We start from the raw sequence: 19,561 nt of genomic DNA, 5'->3' as shown, positions 1-19,561 counted from the left end.
GAGCTCGAGAGGTAATGCCCGCGGTCGCGGGCGATTGGTCAGACGCCGATCCAGCGTCCGTCAGTGATGAAGCCGTGCAGCCCACAGCAGTCGGGCCAGTAGGCCGAGGCGGTGATGGTCAGCGGCGAGCGCTGCACGAGCGTGTGAGCGCTGACGCCGGAGGGGCGCCAGCCGAAGGTGTCGCCGGGCGCGACCGTGTGCGGGCCGAGGATCTCGGTGCAGTCGTGCCACACCCAGAGGCAGTTGATGGTGTGCTCGTGGGTGTCCTGGTCGGGTGCCTCGCAGCGTTGCCAGGAGTAGGCGACGCCGGGCCCGAGCTCGACCGCCTCAGCGGGCGGTCGAGCGTGGGACCAGCTCACTCGCGCCGGTGATCAGGGCCGGGGGTGCGGTCGAGGTCCGACTTTACGAGGGCGGCTGCGGCGGTGGCGATGTCGTCGGAGGTGGCGACGGTCAGGCTGGTGATGTTGTAGACGCCGGCCGGGTCCTGCTTCGCGTCGATCTTGGGCGGCGAGTTGGGGACGACGGCGATGCCGATCGCGAGGAACGCGGCGATGATCGCGCCGGCCCAGTCGTCGAAGCTGATCGACGCCCAGGCGTTCCATCCGACGAGGACGGAGAACGGGACGACGAGCGCCTGCAGGCCGGCGAGCCCGAACGCGGCCGCGGTCTTCACGGCGGTACCGGTGAGGAAGAACACGGGCACGAGGGTGACGGCCTGGATGATCAGCTGCAGCCCCTCGACGGGGACGATGCCGCCGCCGAGCGACGCGCGGATGGACGCGAAGAGGGTGACGGCGATCACGAGGATCGCCTTCGTCACCTCTTGCGGGGACTTCGGGATGAGGGCCACGGTGGGCTCGGTGGTGGACATAGTTACTCCTTGCGGGTGAAGTGGCGGCGGACGAATGCTTTGAGGGCGTCCTGGCGGGGGAAGGCCTTCTGGACGCGTCTCAGCTCGAGCAGCGTCTTCCAGAAGAACCAGACGAGGAGACAGAGGACTGCTCCGTTGAGGAGGGCGCGGTAGGGGTACCCGGGCCCGAGGATGCGGAGCAGCAGCGAGAGGCTGAGCATCGCTCCCATGGCGAACTTCTGGCCGAGGAGGGTGCGGCCGATGCCGGTCTCCCACCAGGGCGAGTAGCGCAGGTAGAAGTAGATGAACGCTGCGATCGGGATGAGTCCGGCGACGAGCAGGATCGTGATGATGTTGGACTCGAGATCGGTCACTCTGGTCTCCCGGGCTGGGCCATGCCGTACGCGGTCGCGATCCGGATGACGAGGTGGTTCTTCGTGCGAGTCACGTCCAGGGAGCTCGTCACGGACTCGACCTTCGGGCCGAGGCGGGCGGTGTCGTCCAGCGCCTGCTCGGACGCTGCGCGGGCGTCGGCTGCTTCGTTCGCCTCGGGCTGAGCCGCGGCGATCTTGCGCTTCCACCACCTCACGGCGAGGCCTCCTCGCGCTGGTGTTGCACTTCCGGCAGCGCCTTGAGGACGCGGTCAGCGGTTTCCGCATAGGCGAGAAGCCGCTCGACGTAGCCAGTGAGCTTGTCGCCGCGCAGCCGTTCCGCCTCCCATGCGGCCTTGTAGTCCTCCGCGCGGGTGCGCTCGACGGCGAGGAGCATGTCCACCGTTGAGCGGGGCACGACCTGGCCGCGGATGAACGCGATGCCGAGAACGGCCGCAAACATCAGCGCGAGCCCGGTCGGTGTCGCGGGGGATCTCAGGATGGTTTCGAGGACTACGTCCATAGGGCGGGTCCCCCTCTCAGAGGCGAGGAGGGGCTACTGCTTGGCGGCGTCGGCGATGCGCTGAATTGCCTGCGCGGCTTCCGAACCGGGCTCGGCGGTCGCGAGCGCGAAGATCGCGTAGTCGGCGGAGCTCTTGCCGATTGCATCGCGAGCCTGCTTGCCCCACCCGTCGCCCGACGCGGGCACCAGGCGTGTGAGCGTGAAGTCCGCGGCGGCAGCAGCGATCGCGTCGCGCGCCTGCTTGCCCGGCGACGCCGGGTCCTGCGACGAGAACCCGCGGAGGATCTCTTCGGCTACTTCCTTGGCAGTGGGCATGTCGTCTTCCTCCTGGGTGGGGGCGTCATCGACGCCTTCGCTGATGATGTGGTTGGCGCGGTCGACGATCCATCGGACGTCGAGGTGCTCGGGGCACGTCTTCTTCGCGACGGCACGGTGCGGGATCACGTTGAAGTCGCGGCCGAAGCCGGGGATCGATCGGTCGTAGAAGTGCGGGCCGATCTTCGGGTAGTCGGACAGCTCGGCGTACACGAGCTGCAGCTTCCCGGCGATACGCCAGTCGAAGCGGACCGCGAGCTGCGCGTGCAGCTGCGCGGACACCTCATGCACTTCCGCGGTCGGCTTGGCGGACAGGTCGGGGTACTTCGACCGGTCGTTGGCGTGCTCGATGGACACGGCACGCGTGTTCATGTCGGCGTTGCCGTTACCCCAGGCGACCAGGTCGGGGGCGACGTACTCGGAGACACGCACCTTCCCGTCTGCGCCGAGGCCGATGCCGTAGTTGGTCGAGTACCCGGTCGACGGCTTCTGGAACATGCCGTCCGTGCCGAGGAGGTATCCGCCCATGTGGTGATCGACGGCACCGACGGGGGTGCGGTGGATCGGGCGGGCCGGCTGGTTGGCGGCGGCGGCTGGGATGCGGACGATGGTGAGGCTCATGGTGTGCTCCTCGATCAGATGGGGAAGGGGCGCGTCCACGCGGCGTGCACGTTCGAGGTCGCGATGGTTCGCGCGGTGAGGGTCATGTCGCGGATGCCGGACTGCACGCGGAGCAGACCGCCGGGATGCGAGATGAGCCGGACGAGTGTGGTCGGCTGACCACTGAAGTCCTGGTCGTCGCGCACGGCTGCGACCTCGACTCCGTTGACCGACAGGAATGCGGTGCCGATGGCACTCGCGTTCTCCCCTGTCGAGACGACCGAGGTCGACGTGACGGTGTAGACGCCGCGCGGCGCCTCCCACTGCTTGTCGACGACGGCGCCCGTCTCGCCGGAGGCGAGCAGGTCGTCCTTCACGCGCTCGGCCTCGTAGAAGCCGCCGTCGACGGGCATCGACGCGGGGCGCTTGTCTGGTAGGACTCGCAGGTCCACGATCCGCAGCGTGGTGAACGCGTAGGACGTCCACACCCATGCGATCGGGATGTCGTACGTCACTGCCGGCGTGCGCTGCAGAGTCGGCGGGAACTCGCTCGGCGGTCGAGGGGGCAGCGTTGTCGCCGTCTCCGCTCCGGTGAGCTCCGACGGGAGCAGCAGGAAGGAGTCCGCGCGGCCGTCCCATGAGCGGCGTGTGACGAGTAGCGACCACTGGCCGCGGGCGGCGGGTGGAGTGGGGATGTCGACGACGTCGATGTCCGTGACGCCTGAGCGGACGGCGATGACGCCGCAGCCGGACAGCTGGCCGACCGCGATGTTGACTCGCCTGTTCCCGCCGACCGCGGTCACCCGGTAGGAGGCGGTGGTGAGCACGTGCCCGTGGTCGCCGGCCGCCCAGAGCAGACGGGCCATTTCTCGTTCGTTGACGCGGGTGGTCTGCCCGCCTCTGGCGAAGCCGAAGTACTCGACCATCTAGGTGCTCTTCTCTCGTCGTGCGTTCGATGCCGCGAGGGCGCCGATCGCGTCGTGGATCTCTCGGTCCGGGTCGTCGACGAAGCCGCCGACGGTGGGGGTGACGGTGCGGCCGCCGCCCTCGGGCACTTCGAGGTGCACTTCGGTGATGCGGTCGCGGATCGGCTCGCCGGCGCCCGCCTGGATGGCGACGCGGTCTCCGCGGAGGAAGCCGCGGATCCCGTCGCGGATGCCGTAGTAGAAGCTGCCGGCCTCCATCAGTTCGGCGGCGACGCCAGCGGTAGGGCGGCCCTCGGCGAGATGCTTCGCCCCGGCACTCTCGAGCGCTGTGGCGAGCTCGGTCTTCGACTCGGCCGCGACGTCGCCACGCAGGGACGCGTACTTCTCGACCTTCTCCGCGTCATCGAGGTCCTTGGGCCAATCCGGGGACGCGCCGGTCGCGGACGTGAATGTCTCAGCGACGAAGCCCCACGCGGACTCGAGGCCGGTGTCGTCGCGGTATTCCGCGAACGCGCGGGCCGCGTCCTCGCCCGGGCCGCCGACGACGACTCGCGTAGCGGTCGGAGCGTCGAGGTTCCACGTGCCCTTCACGATGATTCCGGACTCCGCGTCGATGACCTGCGGATACTCCTCCGACTCGTAAATGTCGACGTTGATCAGCGGGGACTCAGGTTCGAACCACACCCGCAGGCCGAGGCCGGCGGCGTCGAGGATCGGGACGACGGTCTCTTCGAGGGTCGCGAACCGGCCGACTGCGGGAAGAGTCACTGTGCCGCCCCGTCGCTGGTCGTCGCGGATCTGCACGGGCAGGCCGAGTCGCTGCACTAAGTTCACGCCGAGCAGCCACTTCACCGCCGTCTCGACTGGCATGCGCGCCTGCGGCCAGGCCATGACTCCGGACTGGCCCTCGACCGTGCCGCGCCGGAGCGTGCCGGTGACGACTGCCTGCGCCGGATCGTCGAGCGACTTCGGTGCGATCGGTCCGCCGGGCACGATCCACGCGAGGGTGCGGCTGAGGATGGAGAAGTCGTCGCCGGCTGTGTAGCGCACGGAGTCCCCCGAGAGCAGCGAACCGCCGCGGGAGACGATCGGGCCGGAGTGGAAGTGCAGGTCGTCGAGGCGGACGACGAGTCGAGCTCCGGGTGTCTGCAGCGCCTTCGTCGCGCGCTCGTCGTCGTCGAGGACCAGGTCGAGGGTTCCGGCTGCGAGGTGCCGGATCGTGCCGTCGACGGAGCGGAAGTGCGGGATGGGCGCGGCCCGCTTCAGTGCTCGGTCCCAGACGGTGATGTCGAGTCCGTAGTCCGCGGCCGAGACGATCACCCTCGGGCCTGCCGATACTGAGGCGTCCACTCGAGGCGCGCGGAGCCGGTGCCCTCACGCTCGATGGACACGGTCGAGGTCTGGCCGGGCGCGAGGCGGGAGAACTGCCAGGAGGTCAGCTGCCGCCACATGTCGATCTCCTGCGCGCCGGTCGAGAGCAGCGCCGTGTTGCTGTCTGAGTCGATGCGAAGCGTCTGCCCCGCGGGGATCGGGAAGCTGCCGGCGACAGAGCGGCCGTCGATGATGGTGTCAAAGCCGCTGATCGGGCCGTCGAGCACCCAGCGCACCGGCGCCGGTACGTTCCCCGGGTTGCGCAGCGGCTTCGTGATGGGCGCGTAGGCGGCCGAGAGCCAGTAGTCGGGTCCTCCGTCCTGGCCGTGCACCGCGTCGCGGCCGAAGAAGTCCGCGTCCGGCTCGTTCGAGTCGAAGAGGAACTCCTGCTGCGGGCCGCGCCAGAGCGGATCGTCGGCGATGACCGCGACGTCGGATCGGTAGAAGCGGAAGTTGTCGGGGTCGCGCGTGAAGTCGAGCGGGCCTCCGTCGAAGTAGACCGACAGGTAGCGGTTCGGTTCGTCCTTCACCTGCACCTCGAGCGTGGCCGGCTCGTCGTACGACCACACCTTCGCCCACGCCCGCTCCGCTGCCCGGAGATCCTGTGGGCTTCCGTCGCGGTTGAGGAGCACGCTGACCGTCCCCTCCCGCTCGGCGAGCTGCGTGCCGGTGCGGCGTCGGCCGGCGCGAGTCGCGCTCGATCGGGAGAACACGCGAGGGCGAGGAGCGCCGAGGAGCCCGACGAGCCCGCCCGGTGCGAGCCGGATGGCGCCGCGGTACAGGTCGTGCCTGACGCCATCCGGCCCGGTAATGAAGACGCGCACTGGTCAGCCTCTCTTCGACAGGGCTTTCGCTCGTCTGCTATCGGCCGAGTGAACGGACCGGATGATTCCCCGCACGAGGGCGACCAGCTCGCCGGAGTCGAGGACCAGCTCGCCCACGAAGTCCCCGCCTCCGCCTGCGGTACCGCTCGTGCCGATGCGCTCGAGCGCCGAGAAGATCGCGGCCATGCTCGGGTCCTGCTGCAGCATCGGCGCGGCGAGCGCTCCCTCGGCCACACGCCAGGTGCTCGACGGGATCGAGCGCATCTCGACTGGTCCGCCGTCGGCGAACTTGAGCTTCCCGCTCGCGAGCATTTGCCGGAGCCGGAAGACGCCCTCGTGCCCGCCCGCGTTGCGGACGTCTTCGGCGTCGAGCATGTGCTCGCCTGGCGACGCCCAGATGGGGACGAGGTCGTCGCGCGGGCCGCCCGGTCCGTAGATGGGGCCGCCGTCCTTGCGACCGTCGCCGAGCCCGAAGCCGATGTTGGGGTTGGTCGCGTTGACCTTGATCGTCGCGGACCGGGTGTTGACCCAGTCGAGGTAGGACTGAGTCTGCCCGTACGCGGTGCCCGTGTCGGCGGTGATGACGACGGATCCGTCGGGCAGGGTGACGATGCGGTCCGCGAGGGACTGCACCTTGCCCTGCTGCTCGGGAGCATTCGAGGAGAACGCGGTCGTCGCGGACGAGGGAGTCTGCAGGACCGTGTTGATCAGCGATCGCGCCTGGCCCTCGGTGAGACCCATCTGCGTCAGCTGGCCGACGAGGGCATCGGTCGCCGTGTTGTAGCGGCCGGTCAGCGCTTCCTGCGCTTCTCCGGTTGCCGCGGCCGCGGACACCTCGTCGCCGAGTGCCGCGATCGAGGCTCGGATCTGGCCCTCGAGCGTGGAGCCGGCTTGGACTGATCCGTCCTGGGCGACGGTGTAGGCGTCGACGAGCGGTGTCGTCCCGTCGAGGGAGTAGCCGACGGCGTCGACAGACTCGGCGAGTCGGAGGCTGGCGTCGTTGAGGTAGCCCATGGCGACAGCGCCCTCGCCGAACTCGTTCAGCTTGGTCCGCGCCTCCGAGAGAGCCCCGCCCATGTTGGTGCGCAGGTTCTCAGCGGTGATGTTCGCCTTCTCGTCGAAGCCGTCCATGTCGTCGATGAGGGTGTTCAGCCCGGTCAGGTCCTGGTCGCCGGGCAGCCATTCGAGGAAGTCGCGCAGTCCGATCACAGCGTCCCGAAGGGCGCCGGACACGAACTCCCCGAGGGACTCCGTCGCTGATGCCGACGACTCGATCATCGAGTCCCCGAAGTCGAGGGCGCCATTCGCGAGGTCGAGCATGAACTGCAGGACCGGGCCGCGATTCTCGGAGACGAACTCAGCGAGCTCGCCGAGAGGCTCGGAGAAGGCTGCCGCGAGGGCGCCCTTCATGCCGTCCGCCGCGACCTCGATGTTCCGCTGAGCCTGCTCGAGCTTCGACGCATCGTTGTCGGCGAGGGTATCGAACATGCGCTGGGCGGCGCCCTCGACGCCGTTCAGCTGGTCGACGGCGGTCGACAGGTCCATGTTGAAGAGCGCCTCACCGAGGTCCTCCGCCTGGGTGCCAAAGAGCGCGACAGCCGCCGCGTTCCGCGCCACCGGGTCCTCGATCGCGCGCAGTCCGTCGAGGACCTGGTCAAGGCCCTCCTTCGCGGAGTCGCCGCCGGCCGCGATCTTGGCGGTCATCTCCTCAGCGTTGAGACCGAGAGCTGCGAAGCCCTCGGCGCTGGCCTTCGATCCGTCAGTCGCCCGGATCTGGAACTCCTTGAGAGCATCCGCTGCCAGGTCGCTGTTCCGGGCTCCGCCCTCGAGACCCTGATTGATCAGGCCAAGAGCCTCCTGGCCGGAGAGGCCCAGCCGCTGGAACAGCGCCGGGTACTCGGTGAAGGTATCGAGCAGATCCTCGTTCCGGTTCACGCCTTCTCGGGCGCCGGTCGCGAGGATGTCGAAAGCTTCGGACGCGGACTTCGCCAGCCCAGAACGCAGGAGCGAGGTGACCGCGACGGCCACGGGCTGCACGTCTTCGCCGAGGACATCAGCGATCCCGGACAGCCCGGAGATGACCTGCTGCGCGTCGCGGTTCGTGGCTTCCGGATCGATCAGGTCGAACTGCAGGCCGAGGCGGGCAGTGTCCATGTTCTGCTCGATCGACTCGCCGAAGCCGTTCGCGTACGACTCGGACGCGGACCGGCCAAAGCGCAGGGCATCCTTTTCGCTGATGCCCGTCAGACCCTGCAGCCGGTCGAAGCTCTTCTCCTGCTGCAGTCCCTCCTGAAACGCCTGCAGGATCGCGTCGGCTCCGGCCTTGCCGACGCCGATGACAGCACCGGCGATCGGGATGCTCGCGAGCGCAGTGAGGATCCCGGTCGCGAGGTTGCCGCCGGCGTCGGCTCCGCCGCGCTTGCCGGCCTCGCCCGCCTGGTCGGCGACAGCGTCGAGGCCCTGCTCGGCGCTGGCCGTGTCGACCTCGACTTCCATCTGCGCGCGTGCGCCCTCGAGCGACTGCAGCTTCTTGCGGGCGCCCTCGAGTAGCGCCTCCGCCTTGTACGTCTCGGCGCGGACCTCAGTGGTCGGCTCCATGGCGGCGAGCTGCGCGAGCTGAGCCTCGAGGCGGGTGACGGCCGACTGTGCGGACTTCACGTTCGCGTCGACCTGGACGGCGATCTCGCGGGAGACCAGACGCTTCACGTTCGCGTCGACCTGGTCGAGCCCCTCGATCGCATCCTGGACGTCGGCCTCGACCTCGATCTGAGCGCGAGCCGACGTAAGCGCAGCGAGCTGGCGCTGGGTCTTCTGCAGCGCGGCTTCCGCACGGCGGGTCTCTGCGGTGACGTCGAGCCCGCCGAGCGCGCGCGCCTGCAGCTCCTCGAGCTTCTGCTGCGTGCGGGCGACCGCCTTCTCGGCCTTCGAGATGTCGGCGTCGATGACGGCGACGGTCCGCTGGTTGACCAGCTTCTTGGCTGCCTTCTCGACCCGGTCCATCCCGGCGAGAGCGTCAGCGGTCTCCGCCTCCACCTCGACGGTGACGTCCTGGGCGCCGAGCTTCTTACCGGCGGACTCGATGTCCTTGAACTCACCCTTGGCCGCGGCCGCGAGCTGCTTCGCTGCCGAGCCGGCCACACCGTACGACTTGGTGAGGACCTTCTCGATCTGCTCGGCGGACTGCTTGCTCGCGCGCTCCGACTCGAGGAAGCCACGGATGAGATCGCGTCGCTGCTGGTCGCTCGGCGCCAGCTTGTCGAAGACGGCGTCGAAGCTGTTCGCGGCCTTCTCGACCCGGGCCATCCCGGCGAGGGCGTCCTTCGTGTCGACGTCGACCTTCGCCTGGATCGGCTTCTTCTCGATCCGCTCGCCAGCGGTCTTGACGTCCTTCTCGCCGCGCGCGATGTCGGTCGTGTTGGCGGTGAACAGCACCTCGAGTTCGGCAGCGCGCAGCGGCATGAGTCACCTCCGGGTGAGAGCGCCTCGAAGTCTCGAGGGTGAGTCGATGAGCGAGAAGATCGCGGCGCGCACGCCGAGCCACGATCCGGCGCGGACGGCCGGGTCGTAGAGGTCGATGCCGCGATCGCGCAGCTCAGCGATGACGAGTCGCCACTGCCCGACGATCGCGAGCCACGAGCCGTCGACATCGGGCGGCTTGACGGCGGCGGCCTGTTGCACATCGGGCGGCTCGGGTGCGAGCTCGTCCGGGACGGGCCGGTAGTTCGGGTACCATCCCTCGGCGTCGGGCTGGCCGATCCCGTAAGGCGCCCAGTCCTCTGCCGTCGTCAGCCTTTTGGGCCGGTACCCGCACTCTCGACAGCGTCGACGGCGCGGGGCGTCCAGAGGACTGTCGCGACGAAGTCGGCGTACTCCTTGCTCCGCGCCCAGTAGAAGATCGCGTAGTAAGCGACCCGGTCGAGGGTCTGCCCTGAGATGCCGTCCTCGGCCATCTGCCGGTAGGCGTCGCCGAGCGCGGGGTGCTCCCCCGGCTGGATCGTGTCGAGGACGTGCTGCACCTCGACGGGGATCTCTCCCTTGACCAGGCCCAGGTTCACCTCGCCGCGGATCGCTGCGGCGAGCAGCTTCCCGGCGTTCTCGACGCTCGGCGGCTGCACCCGGTAGGTGCGGCCGCCGAGCGTGATGTCGAGGGTGGGGGCGACCCACTCCTCGAAGTCGACCGCCCCCATTCGCTCAGGCCCCGCGCGGGACGACGAGCGCCTGCGAGACGCCGGCGGTAGTGGTCGCGGTGATCGGGACGTCGCCGGCGTCTCCGACGGGCATGACGCCGACGAGGGTCGAGTCGTTGACGACGGTGAACGGGACCGAGATCGCGTTGACCTTGAGCGAGAGCGTGTCGAGCAGCGCGCGGCCGTTGACGGTGAACAGGTCGCCGTCGTTGGCCGGCGCGCCGTCGGCGGTCGTGACGCCCAGGATGACGGGCAGCGCGTCGACGTCGTTGCCCAGCCACGGGTTCGCGATCTCCTCGTACGCTCCGACGCCCGTGAGGGTGACGGCGTAGGAGTCGATCTCGCCGGCGGGTCCCGTGTTGACGCGGGAGAGAGCGACGGTCGCGTTGCCGCGGCCCGCCTCGAGGGGGTGCGGCTTGCCCTCCTTGGGCTTGTGGTACCAGCGGACGTCGATCTCCGCGTCGTCGCCGGTGGCGGAGGGCTTGGTGCGGGCGAGCAGTGCCTCGACCTCGGGGAGGAACAGGCCCGTGATCAGGCTGCGGTTCACCTGCACCGTGAAGGCGCCGTTGAAGCCCCATCCGGTGACCTGCGAGTTGGGCGCGCCCTCGTCGTCGTAGGTGGCGGCGTCGGTCGTGATCGGGGTGGGGGTGACGCCGAAGCCGCTGATGCGGCGGAACGGCTGCCACAGCGGGTTGGCGCGGGAGCCGAGGTTGGCGTCGATGCCGTACTCGAAGGACTTGCCGAGCGTGAAGCCGGCGGGAAGGGTGACGCGGTTCATGTGGATGCCTCCGGATTGTCGAGGATGATGAGGTAGTTGTCGGATCGCTGCTCGCGCCCGTTGGTGTCGGCGCCCAGGCGGGCGAATGACTGGCGGGTGATGCTGCTGATTCCTTGCTGGCGGGAGATGCCGGTGAGCACCGGGCGGGCCTCGTCGGCCATGTCGTCGGCGTCGGCGCGGTCACGGGGACGACCGCGCACGCGCAGCTGCACCCGCCTGGACGAGGGGCCTTCGTCCTCGTCCGGGTCGCTCCCGCCGTAGACCTGGACGCCGACGGCGCGATGGGGCGTGGACCCGATCGCGCCATAGAAGACCGCGACGTCGTCGGGCGGATACGTCTCCGCCGTCTCGAGGTAGGCCCACCCCTCGATGCCGCCCAAGGCTCGAGCGACGATGTCGGTGAGCTCGGAGTCCCTCATCCGATCGCGCCGGTGTGCTTCGCGATGATGGCCGGGGTATCGACCTCGGCGAGCGCTGACTCGAGAAACTTGTACTCGCCGCCGCGGGGGTGTTCGTACTCGAGGCTCTCGTGTTGCAGGAGAGCGACGAGGCTGCGGTAGCCGACCTGCAGGGTGAGGTCGTCAATGGCGACGAAGCCGCTGTCCTCGGTCTCGCCGGTCAGGTGGGGGGCGAGATCGTTGGAGCGGGCGAGGATCTCCTTGCCCGCTTCGCGGAGTCCGTCCTGCGCGGCGGCTTCGATGAGGGTGAGGACCGGGGTGGTCTTCATGTGCTGCCTCCGTTCAGGCGAGGGAAAGCAGGAGGAACGAGTCAAGCGGTTCCGCGTTCTCCTCGCGGGCGACCGCGAGGACTTCCGCTTCCCGCTCGCTCGAACGTCCTGCCCAGACGGTGACGAGTGCGCCGGGCGCGACGTCGGAGTCGAGGGGAACGGTGACCTTGGTGGAGGAGACCGCTTCGGATCCGTCGGCGGTGCGGACTAGCCGCTGCTCGTCTCTCACCTCCGCGGCGATCGTGCGGGACGCTCCGTAGTTCGAGCCGCGGCCACCGCTCGCGGACACGTCCCGCACGTTCACCGTGTGGGGGTACCAGAACTCGTCGTCCCAGCTCACCGGTACTCCCCCTCGGGCCAGATGCGGCCGAGCTGGCTGATCGGAAAGGACCCGGCCGGGAGCCCCGCCGCTGCTTCGACGCCGGCTAGCGCGCGCAGCGCTGTCCGGTCCTCGGAGGAGAAGGCAGAGGAGATCGCGTCGAAGGTCATCGACGTGCCGTTGCGGCTCATCGACCGGGTGCGGCGTGACCCTGCCTTCGGTATCTCGGCGGCGGCTGCTCGCAGGATCGCGACCGCTGTCGCCTTCTTGTCGCCCGCTTCGGGGATCGAGTCGAGAGGGGCGATGGTGTTCGCGTACGCGAGGATCCGCAGCGCGGTGTCCGTGGGCACCGGCGCGAGGTCTTCCTTGGTGATGCTCACCATCGCCCCCTTCGGCTACTTGGCGGTGCGGCGGGCGGGCTTGGCGGCGGGTGCCGCGTCGCTCTCGGTCGCCTCGAGGATCTGCAGGCCGTCCTCGCCGACCGGCACCTCAGCGCCGTCCTCCCGCTCGACGATGGCGGCGGGCATCTCGGCGACGAGCTTCTCGGCGGCGATCCGGACGGCCTCGTCGAAGGCGGCCTGGGAGTCGGCCTGCTCGCGGGCGATGCGGTCCTCGTCGGACTCGACCTCGGGCACGACGAGCTCGGCGATGAAGCCGAGGTCGATGAGGTGCTCGAGCTGCGCTTCGCTGACGCCGTCGGGGACGACGACGCCGGCGGTGAGGATCTGCGCGATCTTGTGGCCGCCGGCGGCGCCGATGGTCACCTTGACGACCTTGCTGACGACGACGTGCGCCATGCTCAGGCCCCCGTTCCGGTGAGGCGGAAGCCGGCCTGCGGGACGCGCACGACGGGCACGTGCGGGTTGCGGGCCTGGATGCGGGTCTTGTCCGCCTTCGGCTCGCGGATGGAGGCGATCTCCACGCCGGTGTCGGTACCCACCGCGACGTACTCCGGCGACGCGATGCGCTCGCGCGCGATGCCGCCGAAGATCCGACGGTCGAGGAACATCGGGTCGGTGAAGTCGTCGTCGTCCGCGGACACCCAGGTGATGCCGGCGACGGTCGGGAAGCTGCCGGTGATGGCCAGGTCGGAGTTGTCGGGCAGGATGTCGAGGAGCTCGGGGAGCACCTCGGCGTACTGCTCGCCGCTGAGGACCACGGTGTCGATCGAGATGCCGAGCTTGAGGGCGCGCGCGCGGGCCTTGATCCGCTCGGCGTCCTTGAGGATCTGCTTCCCGTTCGTCCACGCGCCGCCGGGGACCGACTGGGTGATCGCGGACTGGGCGACGCCGAGCGCGATGTCGTTCGCGTCGAAGACGAGCTCGGTCTGCAGGAAGGTCAGCGCGTCGTCCAGCGGCTGGCGCAGGCTGCGGGTGACCTCCTCGTCGGTGACCTCGGTCGCGAGGCCGCGCTTCTGGGAGGTGTAGATCTCCCACTCCTCGGCGGAGAGCGGGGTGAGCTTGTACTCGGCGCCCGCGTTGACCGTCTCGGCGGTCCGCTGCGTGCGGAACTTCTCGTTCGACGGGACGGCGATCGCGCCGCCCTGGATCGCGTAGCGGCCCGAGAACAGGAAGTTCCCGATGAACTGCTGCGCGGTGAGGATCTCGCCCAGGCGCCGCGCGAGGAGCGTGGGCGACTTGATGAAGGCGAGGACGTCCGTGGCCGAGGCGTTCTGCACCTGGCTCGCGGTGAAGGGGTAGGTGTTCATCGGATCTCCTAGAGCTGCAGGGCCTTGACGGGAGCCCCGTCGGCGGCGGACGTGAGGGCGAGGAACACGGCGGTTCCTGCGGCGAGGGTGCGGACCCGGCCGGCGGCGGCGAGCTCGAGGCGCTGACCGCGGGTGACGGCGCCGGTGGCGGTCAGCTCGTGGATGACCTTGCCGATCTCGACGGTGACCTTGTCGCCGACGGCCGCGGCGTGGCCGGCCACGCCGACGTACTTCGAGGACGCGGCGGCGGCGGGGGCGACGGAGAAGTCGGTCGCGCCGACTTCGACGGCCTGGCCGGCGGTGACGGCGGTGGTCACGGCGAACGTGACGGTCTGGCCGGGGCGGTAGAGGGGCAGGTAGTCCATGGGCTAGGCCTCCTTGGTCTCGCCGAAGACGCGGCCGTAGGCGCTGTCCTCGGGGGTGCTGGTGTCGTCGCTGTGGCCGATCTCCTGAACGGGCACGGTCACGGGGAGCGCGCCGAGGATCTTGGCGATCCCCTCCTCGTCCTTCTCGAGCGCGTCCCGCCAGGACTGCTGCGACGCGGTCGTGATGCGGCCGCTGGTGAGCGCGGCGGTCACGATGCCGTCGCGGCGGGCCTTGTCCTGGTTGGCCAGCGCGCGGGCGCCGGCGGCGGCGTCCGACTGCAGCTGCTCGAAGGACGAGCGGTCGACGACGATGGCGTTCTCGGGGATGGCGTTGCTGGTGCCGGCGAGCTTCTCGTCGACGAGAGCCAGGAGCTGCTCGTCGGTGAGGGCGGCGTCGGTCGTGCCGAGCCGCTCGCTGAGGCCAGCCTTGAGGTTGTCGCCCACGATGGGCTCCTTCCGGTTGGGGGTACCCGGCTCGGACGAGACGGGAGGTGTGAGGGCGCCCTCTCGGGCGTGTGCCGCGAAGCGGCTGAGACGCGCGTACGCGTCCTCGGGGTCGCTCTCGGCCGGTGCGAGGACCAACTCGAGCTCCTCCTCGCCGACGGTCGAGGTCTCGCCCGCGTCGGGGATGACGGCGACGCGGTCGGCGAGACCGAGTTCGACTGCCTCATCGGGGGTGAGCCACGTGTCCGCCTCGAGCAGCGCGGCCCAGTCCTTCTCGCCGGCCTTCGCGCTGTAGACGTCGATGATCGAGCGTTCGATGGTGTCGAGGAACTCGGCGTCCTTGCGCAGGTCGCGGGCGTTGCCCCAGGTGAAGGTCGACGGCGAGTGGATCATCATCGTCGTTCCCGGCGACATGACCGCTTCGTCGCAGCCCGCGGCGAGGAACGAGGCAGCCGACGCGGCGAGCCCGTCGACGACGGCCAGGACCGAGGCGCGGTGAGCGCGGAACATGTTAAGAATCGTCGACGCCTCGAACACCTCGCCGCCGGGCGAGTTGATGCGGAGGATGATCTGCTCGACGCTCTCGGGCAGCGCGTCGAGGACCTCACCGACGTCTTTCGCGGACACGCCCCAGTAGCCGCCCCACGAGTCGATCGGGCCGTAGAGGCGGATCGTTGCGGTGGTCGCGCCCTCGGTCGAGCCGGGCACCGTCACCGCGTCGAAGAACTGGGTCTTCGCTGTGGGCAGCTCGCGGCTCCCCCAGTACCGGTTCGCGTCCTTCATGTCGGGGCGGGAGCGCGTGCGCTCCTCGCTGCGGGCGTGTCGGTTCATGGCTGCTCCTCAGTGGTGCGCGGATGGAAGAAGTCGGTCACCTGCGTACCGATCGCGGTCTGCTCCGGCTGGGCGGGCGCTTCCCCGATGAGGATCGCGCCGGCGCGGCGCGCGAGGTCGCGGGCCTCGTCGGCGTTGATGACCTTGCCGACGCCGAGGTAGGACTTCTGGATGACTTCCGCCGCGGCGCGGGCCGTGTCGGCATCGGACTTCGTCGCACCCCCGCCCTCGGCCTTGATGGGCAGGCCGTAGGTCTGGCGCAGGAAAGCCTCGAGGTCAGCATCGGAGGTGATACCGCCGGACTCGAGAAGGGTCTTGACGGCCTCGGCAGTGACCGGGGCCTGCGCGCCGATCGGCTTGCAGACGATGCGGGGCGCGGGCTCGGTCGGGCCGAAGTTCTTGTCGACGAGGTCCTCGACGACGTGCTGGTTGGTGATGGTGAGCACGTGGTCGGCGACGGCGTTGAGGGAGTCGGCGAAGATGCGGGCGAAGGTGTCTCCGAGCGCGTACGAGCCGGTGGAGTTGTCGCCGCCGAGGTTGAGCACGTGGGCCAGGACGGCTCGGGCGATCTGCTCGTCGTAGTAGCGGATCGGCTTGTCGCTGTCGGGGAGAGTCCCGGTGACGCCCTGCAGTTCGAGCTTCGCGCCGTGTGGTAGCGAGACGCCGGCTTGCTCGCCGGAGCGGTAGGCCTTGGCGATTGCAAGACCCATGTCCTGCTGGCGCTGACGCCAGGCGACGAGCTCGGCGCCTTCAAGATCGGGCGGGTCGGGGGGTGCTGTGTAGGTCGGCACGCCGAGCCCGTTGCGCTCGAGGGTCTGCGCCTGCACGCGCAGGCCGCCGTCCTTGAGCTTCCAGTACTTGTAGGCCGAGCGGAGCATCGAGCGTCCGAGCCAGTTGCCGCCCTCGCGGTCGTTGCAGTAGACGACGAGGAAGTCGATTGGGATCGGGATGCTGGCGCTGCCGGCCTTGCCGTACTGGGTGACGGACTCGAGCCCGCCGTCGGCGGCGACCGACATCTTCGCGATGGTGCGCGGCGGCCGCCAGGCGAGCTTCGCGAGGCGGGTCTGGCCCGAGGTCACGTCGTACACCTGCTCGAAGACGCTGTGTCCGTAGACGAGCTCGAGCAGCGCGAGGCGCATGTGCTCTGTCCAGGAGAAGCGGCCCTTGGTACGCAGCGGAGTGGTCGGCGGGCGGCCCTTCACCTGCAGTCCGAAGTCCGCTGCGATCAGGTCGACGACCTCGTCGCGGGCGCCGGCCGGGTCGATGAGGTACTCAGCGGAGAGGATCGGGAAGGTGACGGCGCGGAGGACGGACTGGACCTGCGCGTCTTCGCTGCGCATCCGGTCGTAGACCTCGATCGACTTGGGGTGGACCAGGTCGGGGTTGGATTCGAACGCGTCGGCGTAGAGGTTGCCCCAGGACGGCAGGGCGCCATTCTGGTAGCCCAGTTCGTCGGCCATGAGTGCCCCTTTCAGAAGTGCATCGACGCGAAGTTCTCGCCGGTCGAATCGGTGGCGGTGCCCTCGGAGATCAGGACGGGCAGCGGCGCCGGCGGCGTCTTTTTCTTCTGCGGAGGCTCGAGCGCCTCGAGGGCGTAGAGCGCGATGGTCTCGGCGCAGAGGCCGGCGATGTCGACGGGCGCTGACTTCTCTCGCGACCATCCGGTGTTCTCGGCGTAGGTGCGGACGACTCCGCCTTCGACGGCGGTGGCAATGTCGGGCTGATCGACGAGGACGAGCTCGCGGTCGCGGACGCGATCGCTGAGGCGGCCGGTTGCGAGGGCGAAGCTGGACCAGTCGATGGCGTGCACCGTGAACTTGGTCTTGCGCCCGTTCAGGAGGAACTCGGCGTCCTGCAATGGCTTGAGGAAGTCGACGGCGGGGACGCCCTTGGACTGCACGGCGACCTCGACGTTCCCGGATTGCTGGGCGAGTTCGATCAGCCGCGGGATGACCCAGGACCAGCCGTCCCGCTTCTCTCGGATGGTGACGAAGGGCTCGCCGTTCCTGGTGCTGACGGCCGCGGCGATCCACGTCGTCTCACGGTTGAAGGACATGTCGACGGCCCAGACGGTGCGGCCTCCTCGAGGAATGGCGGCGGCGATCTCGGCTGGCGGGAGGTAGCCGTCCTTCCAGTCCTCGAGCGGGATGAAGCTGTCGACGGTCGCGGTGACCCATTGGCCGAGGACCTCGATACGCTCGACGTTCTTCTCCTTGGCGTCGGCCGCCGCTTTCATCAGCGCGGGGATCGTCATGCCGGGCAGGTAGCCGGCGCTCGGGTTGGCCTGGGCGAAGGAGGGCGCGTGGTCGAGCGGGGCGTCCTGCTCGGCTGACCACTCGGCGAGAAACCACTGCGCGTCGTGCTCGTCGCGGCTCTCGGTGGCGATCGCGCGGACGTCGCGGAGGACTCGGGAGCGTTTCGTGCCCGCGTTGGAGAAGGCGACGAGGAGCGAGTCGAACATCGCGTTCGCGGACTTCTCAATCGAGGACCAGCCCTCGTAGTCGTACTGCTCGCGCAGCTCGTCGAGGATGAGGCGGGCGGCGCTGTGTCCGCGGGCGCCGTCGAAGGTGCGCGGGAGGTAGGCGCCGCCGCCGATGGTCTTGAGCTCGGTCTCGCCGTTGGTGGTGCGGGGCGGGTAGGTGAAACGCTGCAGCTCGGGGATGCGGTCGTGCGCGATGCCCGCCTTGACGTCGTCCGGGGCGCCCCAGCGGCGGACCTGGCGCCACGGCTTCATGGCGATGTCGAGCTTCTGGGCGGCGCCGACCACGATGAAGTCCTGCTCGGGCAGCTGCTCGGGCCAGCGGGCCGCGTCGACGTAGAGCCAGAAGGCGGCGAGGACCGCGGCGATCGCGGTCTTGCCGTTCTGCCGGCCGACGATGACGAGGGCCTTGCTGAAGCGGAGCGTCCCGTCCGGCTTGAGCTCGAGCAGGTGGACGAGGAGCCACTCCTGCCAGGGAAAGAGCCGGACGTGGAGGATCTCGCGGGCGAACTCGATGACCTCGAATCCGCGTGACGTCTCGGGGGTGAGGTCGCGAAGGGGCGTCGTGAAGAGGCGAGGCTCGGTCTTTCCGTACTGCGGAGTGGTCAAGCTCGCCTCCGTCAGCTACGCGGTGCCCTGCTTCCGGAAGCCGTCGAGCTTCGTGACGGTGGCTTCGCTCTGCTGCTTCTCACCGGGGGACGAGGACGGGACGAGGGACTCCTCCTGAGTCGGGACGCGGGCAGCGCGGGGACCCTTCACGGTCAGGCCGAGGGAGTCGAAGACCTTGAGGAGCATGCCGGCGGAAACGTTGTCGAAGCGGCCGTCGACGACGAAGCCGGAGGCGGCGAGCTTGTCGACGCGCTTCGCGAGCACTCGGCCGAGTGCGACGACCGGTCGCTGGTCGTCGGACAGGTGGGTCGAGCCTCGGACTGCGGAGTTGAGGGCGGCGTGGACGCTCTGCTGCGGGAAGGCGTCGGGCTTGCGGGGCTGGCGGCGGGTCGGCATGCCCGACCTCCCTTCTGTGCGCGCGCGACCCCCCCTACCCTTCGAGCCGGGGAGGGAGGAACACCCACCCCGGTGGTGGTCCGCCCCTCGTCGTCGCGCTGGATCTTCTGGCGGATCGGCCCGAGGCAGGCCGCAGGGGGTGGTCAGGCGCCGGTGGCGCCGCTGCGGGGTGCCTCGAGGGGCCGGACCTCGTGTCCGTCGTCGAGGTGGGTGAGCGCGGCCGGCGCGTCGACGATCAGCTCGGAGCCGCACGTCGCGCAGGTGAGTAGGTAACCGGTGACCTCAGGCTCGGGAGCGTCGTGGTCCGCGAAGGTGGCGAGGTCGCTGGTGATCGGCTGGCACTCGGGCGTGATGCCGAGCCGGACGGCGGCTGTGCGGAGGAGACGCATGCTGACGTCGCTCGGCGGACCAGCAAGCGGGAGGACCGCCTCGGCGCCTTCATCGACGTTCACTCGCGCACGACCTCAGTGCCCAGCACCGACCGCAGTTCGCGCTCGAGCCGACGCCGGTGCCGGCGAAGACGCACCAATGCGCACGCCTCGGCCTGGCCGGCGGTCGGTCGCCAGGCATCCCAGAGCCCCGGACCCTCCACCGTGTATCCGACGCGGCGAGGGATCACCTTCGCTTCGAGCGTCTCCAGCTGCCGTCGGATGAAGTCCGCTCGCAGCTCCTTGCCAGACGGCAGCGTCGGGCGTGCAGGCGGACGCTGATGAGCGCGGCCGACCATCAGTCGGTGCCCTCATCGAGTCGCTCGGCGACCTCGCGGAAGGCCGAGGCGAGCTGCGTGACGAGCGGCTCGGACTTGATGGCGGCGATGCCGGTCTCGCGGTCGAAGGTGAGGTCCGTCTCGAGCTCGATGGTCCCGATCTCGGTCGGCTCGTCGTCTCCGATGCGGGCGAGCAGGGTGACTGTGGTGGAGGCGAGGGTCAGCGCCATTG

27 protein-coding genes are annotated in these 19,561 nt (G+C 69.6%); all 27 read right to left on the bottom strand.

Annotated elements, in window-relative coordinates:
* Nucleotides 1-38: 38 nt before the first annotated feature.
* The 27 genes from EDF35_RS09635 to EDF35_RS09510 all read right to left on the bottom strand — a co-directional run bounded on the left by EDF35_RS09635 (nucleotide 39) and on the right by EDF35_RS09510 (nucleotide 19,559).
* The gene (locus tag EDF35_RS09635; protein ID WP_133962149.1) at nucleotides 39-359 is read right to left on the bottom strand and encodes a hypothetical protein; all 321 of its coding nucleotides are present in this window, start codon (nucleotides 357-359) and stop codon (nucleotides 39-41) included.
* Nucleotides 356-871: a hypothetical protein gene (locus EDF35_RS09630; RefSeq protein ID WP_133962147.1), complete on the bottom strand. Its 516-nt coding sequence runs from the start codon at nucleotides 869-871 to the stop codon at nucleotides 356-358. Before EDF35_RS09630 ends, EDF35_RS09635 begins: the two co-directional genes overlap by 4 nt.
* A gap of 2 nt (nucleotides 872-873) precedes the next feature.
* Nucleotides 874-1,224, bottom strand: a complete 351-nt coding sequence (locus EDF35_RS09625; protein WP_133962145.1) for a hypothetical protein — start codon at nucleotides 1,222-1,224, stop codon at nucleotides 874-876.
* Nucleotides 1,221-1,439: a hypothetical protein gene (locus EDF35_RS09620; protein ID WP_133962143.1), complete on the bottom strand. Its 219-nt coding sequence runs from the start codon at nucleotides 1,437-1,439 to the stop codon at nucleotides 1,221-1,223. The genes EDF35_RS09625 and EDF35_RS09620 overlap by 4 nt, the downstream gene beginning before the upstream one ends.
* Entirely contained in the window at nucleotides 1,436-1,744 is a 309-nt protein-coding gene (locus tag EDF35_RS09615; RefSeq protein ID WP_133962141.1) for a hypothetical protein, read from the bottom strand. The genes EDF35_RS09620 and EDF35_RS09615 overlap by 4 nt, the downstream gene beginning before the upstream one ends.
* A gap of 33 nt (nucleotides 1,745-1,777) precedes the next feature.
* Nucleotides 1,778-2,680, bottom strand: a complete 903-nt coding sequence (locus EDF35_RS20795) for an N-acetylmuramoyl-L-alanine amidase (RefSeq protein ID WP_166674061.1) — start codon at nucleotides 2,678-2,680, stop codon at nucleotides 1,778-1,780.
* Between the two features lie 14 nt (nucleotides 2,681-2,694).
* Complete coding sequence (locus EDF35_RS20790; protein WP_166674060.1) at nucleotides 2,695-3,585, bottom strand: hypothetical protein; 891 nt, start codon at nucleotides 3,583-3,585, stop codon at nucleotides 2,695-2,697.
* Nucleotides 3,586-4,905: a hypothetical protein gene (locus EDF35_RS09605; RefSeq protein WP_166674059.1), complete on the bottom strand. Its 1,320-nt coding sequence runs from the start codon at nucleotides 4,903-4,905 to the stop codon at nucleotides 3,586-3,588.
* The gene (locus tag EDF35_RS09600; protein ID WP_133962135.1) at nucleotides 4,902-5,669 is read right to left on the bottom strand and encodes a hypothetical protein; all 768 of its coding nucleotides are present in this window, start codon (nucleotides 5,667-5,669) and stop codon (nucleotides 4,902-4,904) included. Before EDF35_RS09600 ends, EDF35_RS09605 begins: the two co-directional genes overlap by 4 nt.
* A gap of 114 nt (nucleotides 5,670-5,783) precedes the next feature.
* Entirely contained in the window at nucleotides 5,784-9,239 is a 3,456-nt protein-coding gene (locus EDF35_RS09595) for a phage tail tape measure protein (protein ID WP_133962133.1), read from the bottom strand.
* Between the two features lie 3 nt (nucleotides 9,240-9,242).
* Nucleotides 9,243-9,458, bottom strand: a complete 216-nt coding sequence (locus EDF35_RS09590; protein WP_133962131.1) for a hypothetical protein — start codon at nucleotides 9,456-9,458, stop codon at nucleotides 9,243-9,245.
* 107 nt (nucleotides 9,459-9,565) lie between these two features.
* Nucleotides 9,566-9,967: a hypothetical protein gene (locus tag EDF35_RS09585; RefSeq protein WP_133962129.1), complete on the bottom strand. Its 402-nt coding sequence runs from the start codon at nucleotides 9,965-9,967 to the stop codon at nucleotides 9,566-9,568.
* A gap of 4 nt (nucleotides 9,968-9,971) precedes the next feature.
* The gene (locus EDF35_RS09580) at nucleotides 9,972-10,745 is read right to left on the bottom strand and encodes an IPT/TIG domain-containing protein (protein WP_133962127.1); all 774 of its coding nucleotides are present in this window, start codon (nucleotides 10,743-10,745) and stop codon (nucleotides 9,972-9,974) included.
* Nucleotides 10,742-11,125 carry a minor capsid protein gene (locus EDF35_RS09575; protein ID WP_133962125.1) on the bottom strand — a complete coding sequence of 128 codons (384 nt, stop codon included), beginning with the start codon at nucleotides 11,123-11,125 and terminating at the stop codon, nucleotides 10,742-10,744. The genes EDF35_RS09580 and EDF35_RS09575 overlap by 4 nt, the downstream gene beginning before the upstream one ends.
* 35 nt (nucleotides 11,126-11,160) lie before the next feature.
* Nucleotides 11,161-11,472: a hypothetical protein gene (locus EDF35_RS09570; protein ID WP_133962123.1), complete on the bottom strand. Its 312-nt coding sequence runs from the start codon at nucleotides 11,470-11,472 to the stop codon at nucleotides 11,161-11,163.
* Between the two features lie 13 nt (nucleotides 11,473-11,485).
* Nucleotides 11,486-11,812: a hypothetical protein gene (locus tag EDF35_RS09565; protein ID WP_133962121.1), complete on the bottom strand. Its 327-nt coding sequence runs from the start codon at nucleotides 11,810-11,812 to the stop codon at nucleotides 11,486-11,488.
* Nucleotides 11,809-12,171 (bottom strand): hypothetical protein, encoded by a 363-nt coding sequence (locus EDF35_RS09560; protein ID WP_133962119.1) that lies wholly within the window; start codon nucleotides 12,169-12,171, stop codon nucleotides 11,809-11,811. The genes EDF35_RS09565 and EDF35_RS09560 overlap by 4 nt, the downstream gene beginning before the upstream one ends.
* A gap of 15 nt (nucleotides 12,172-12,186) precedes the next feature.
* Nucleotides 12,187-12,588 (bottom strand): hypothetical protein, encoded by a 402-nt coding sequence (locus EDF35_RS09555; RefSeq protein ID WP_133962117.1) that lies wholly within the window; start codon nucleotides 12,586-12,588, stop codon nucleotides 12,187-12,189.
* Between the two features lie 2 nt (nucleotides 12,589-12,590).
* Nucleotides 12,591-13,499: a hypothetical protein gene (locus EDF35_RS09550; protein WP_133962115.1), complete on the bottom strand. Its 909-nt coding sequence runs from the start codon at nucleotides 13,497-13,499 to the stop codon at nucleotides 12,591-12,593.
* Nucleotides 13,500-13,507: 8 nt separating this feature from the next.
* Nucleotides 13,508-13,864 carry a capsid cement protein gene (locus EDF35_RS09545; RefSeq protein WP_133962113.1) on the bottom strand — a complete coding sequence of 119 codons (357 nt, stop codon included), beginning with the start codon at nucleotides 13,862-13,864 and terminating at the stop codon, nucleotides 13,508-13,510.
* Nucleotides 13,865-13,867: 3 nt separating this feature from the next.
* Nucleotides 13,868-15,139, bottom strand: a complete 1,272-nt coding sequence (locus tag EDF35_RS09540) for a head maturation protease, ClpP-related (protein WP_133962111.1) — start codon at nucleotides 15,137-15,139, stop codon at nucleotides 13,868-13,870.
* Nucleotides 15,136-16,599 carry a hypothetical protein gene (locus tag EDF35_RS09535; RefSeq protein WP_208323047.1) on the bottom strand — a complete coding sequence of 488 codons (1,464 nt, stop codon included), beginning with the start codon at nucleotides 16,597-16,599 and terminating at the stop codon, nucleotides 15,136-15,138. Before EDF35_RS09535 ends, EDF35_RS09540 begins: the two co-directional genes overlap by 4 nt.
* A gap of 11 nt (nucleotides 16,600-16,610) precedes the next feature.
* The gene (locus EDF35_RS09530) at nucleotides 16,611-18,227 is read right to left on the bottom strand and encodes a terminase large subunit (protein WP_133962109.1); all 1,617 of its coding nucleotides are present in this window, start codon (nucleotides 18,225-18,227) and stop codon (nucleotides 16,611-16,613) included.
* Nucleotides 18,228-18,242: 15 nt separating this feature from the next.
* On the bottom strand, nucleotides 18,243-18,623 hold the full coding sequence (locus EDF35_RS09525) for a hypothetical protein (RefSeq protein ID WP_133962107.1): 381 nt from the start codon (nucleotides 18,621-18,623) through the stop codon (nucleotides 18,243-18,245).
* 143 nt (nucleotides 18,624-18,766) lie between these two features.
* A complete protein-coding gene (locus EDF35_RS09520) occupies nucleotides 18,767-19,012 on the bottom strand; it encodes a hypothetical protein (RefSeq protein WP_166674058.1) in 246 nt (81 codons plus the stop codon).
* A 59-nt stretch (nucleotides 19,013-19,071) separates the two neighbouring features.
* Nucleotides 19,072-19,350 (bottom strand): hypothetical protein, encoded by a 279-nt coding sequence (locus EDF35_RS09515; protein ID WP_133962103.1) that lies wholly within the window; start codon nucleotides 19,348-19,350, stop codon nucleotides 19,072-19,074.
* Nucleotides 19,350-19,559, bottom strand: a complete 210-nt coding sequence (locus EDF35_RS09510) for a hypothetical protein (RefSeq protein WP_133962101.1) — start codon at nucleotides 19,557-19,559, stop codon at nucleotides 19,350-19,352. The genes EDF35_RS09515 and EDF35_RS09510 overlap by 1 nt, the downstream gene beginning before the upstream one ends.
* Between the last annotated feature and the right edge of the window lie 2 nt (nucleotides 19,560-19,561).

Origin of the sequence: Rathayibacter sp. PhB151 (genome assembly GCF_004366415.1) — a bacterium.
Lineage (GTDB): Bacteria > Actinomycetota > Actinomycetes > Actinomycetales > Microbacteriaceae > Rathayibacter > Rathayibacter festucae.
Note: the sequence above shows the minus strand (reverse complement) of the source record. Positions and strands in the feature narration are given on the sequence as shown.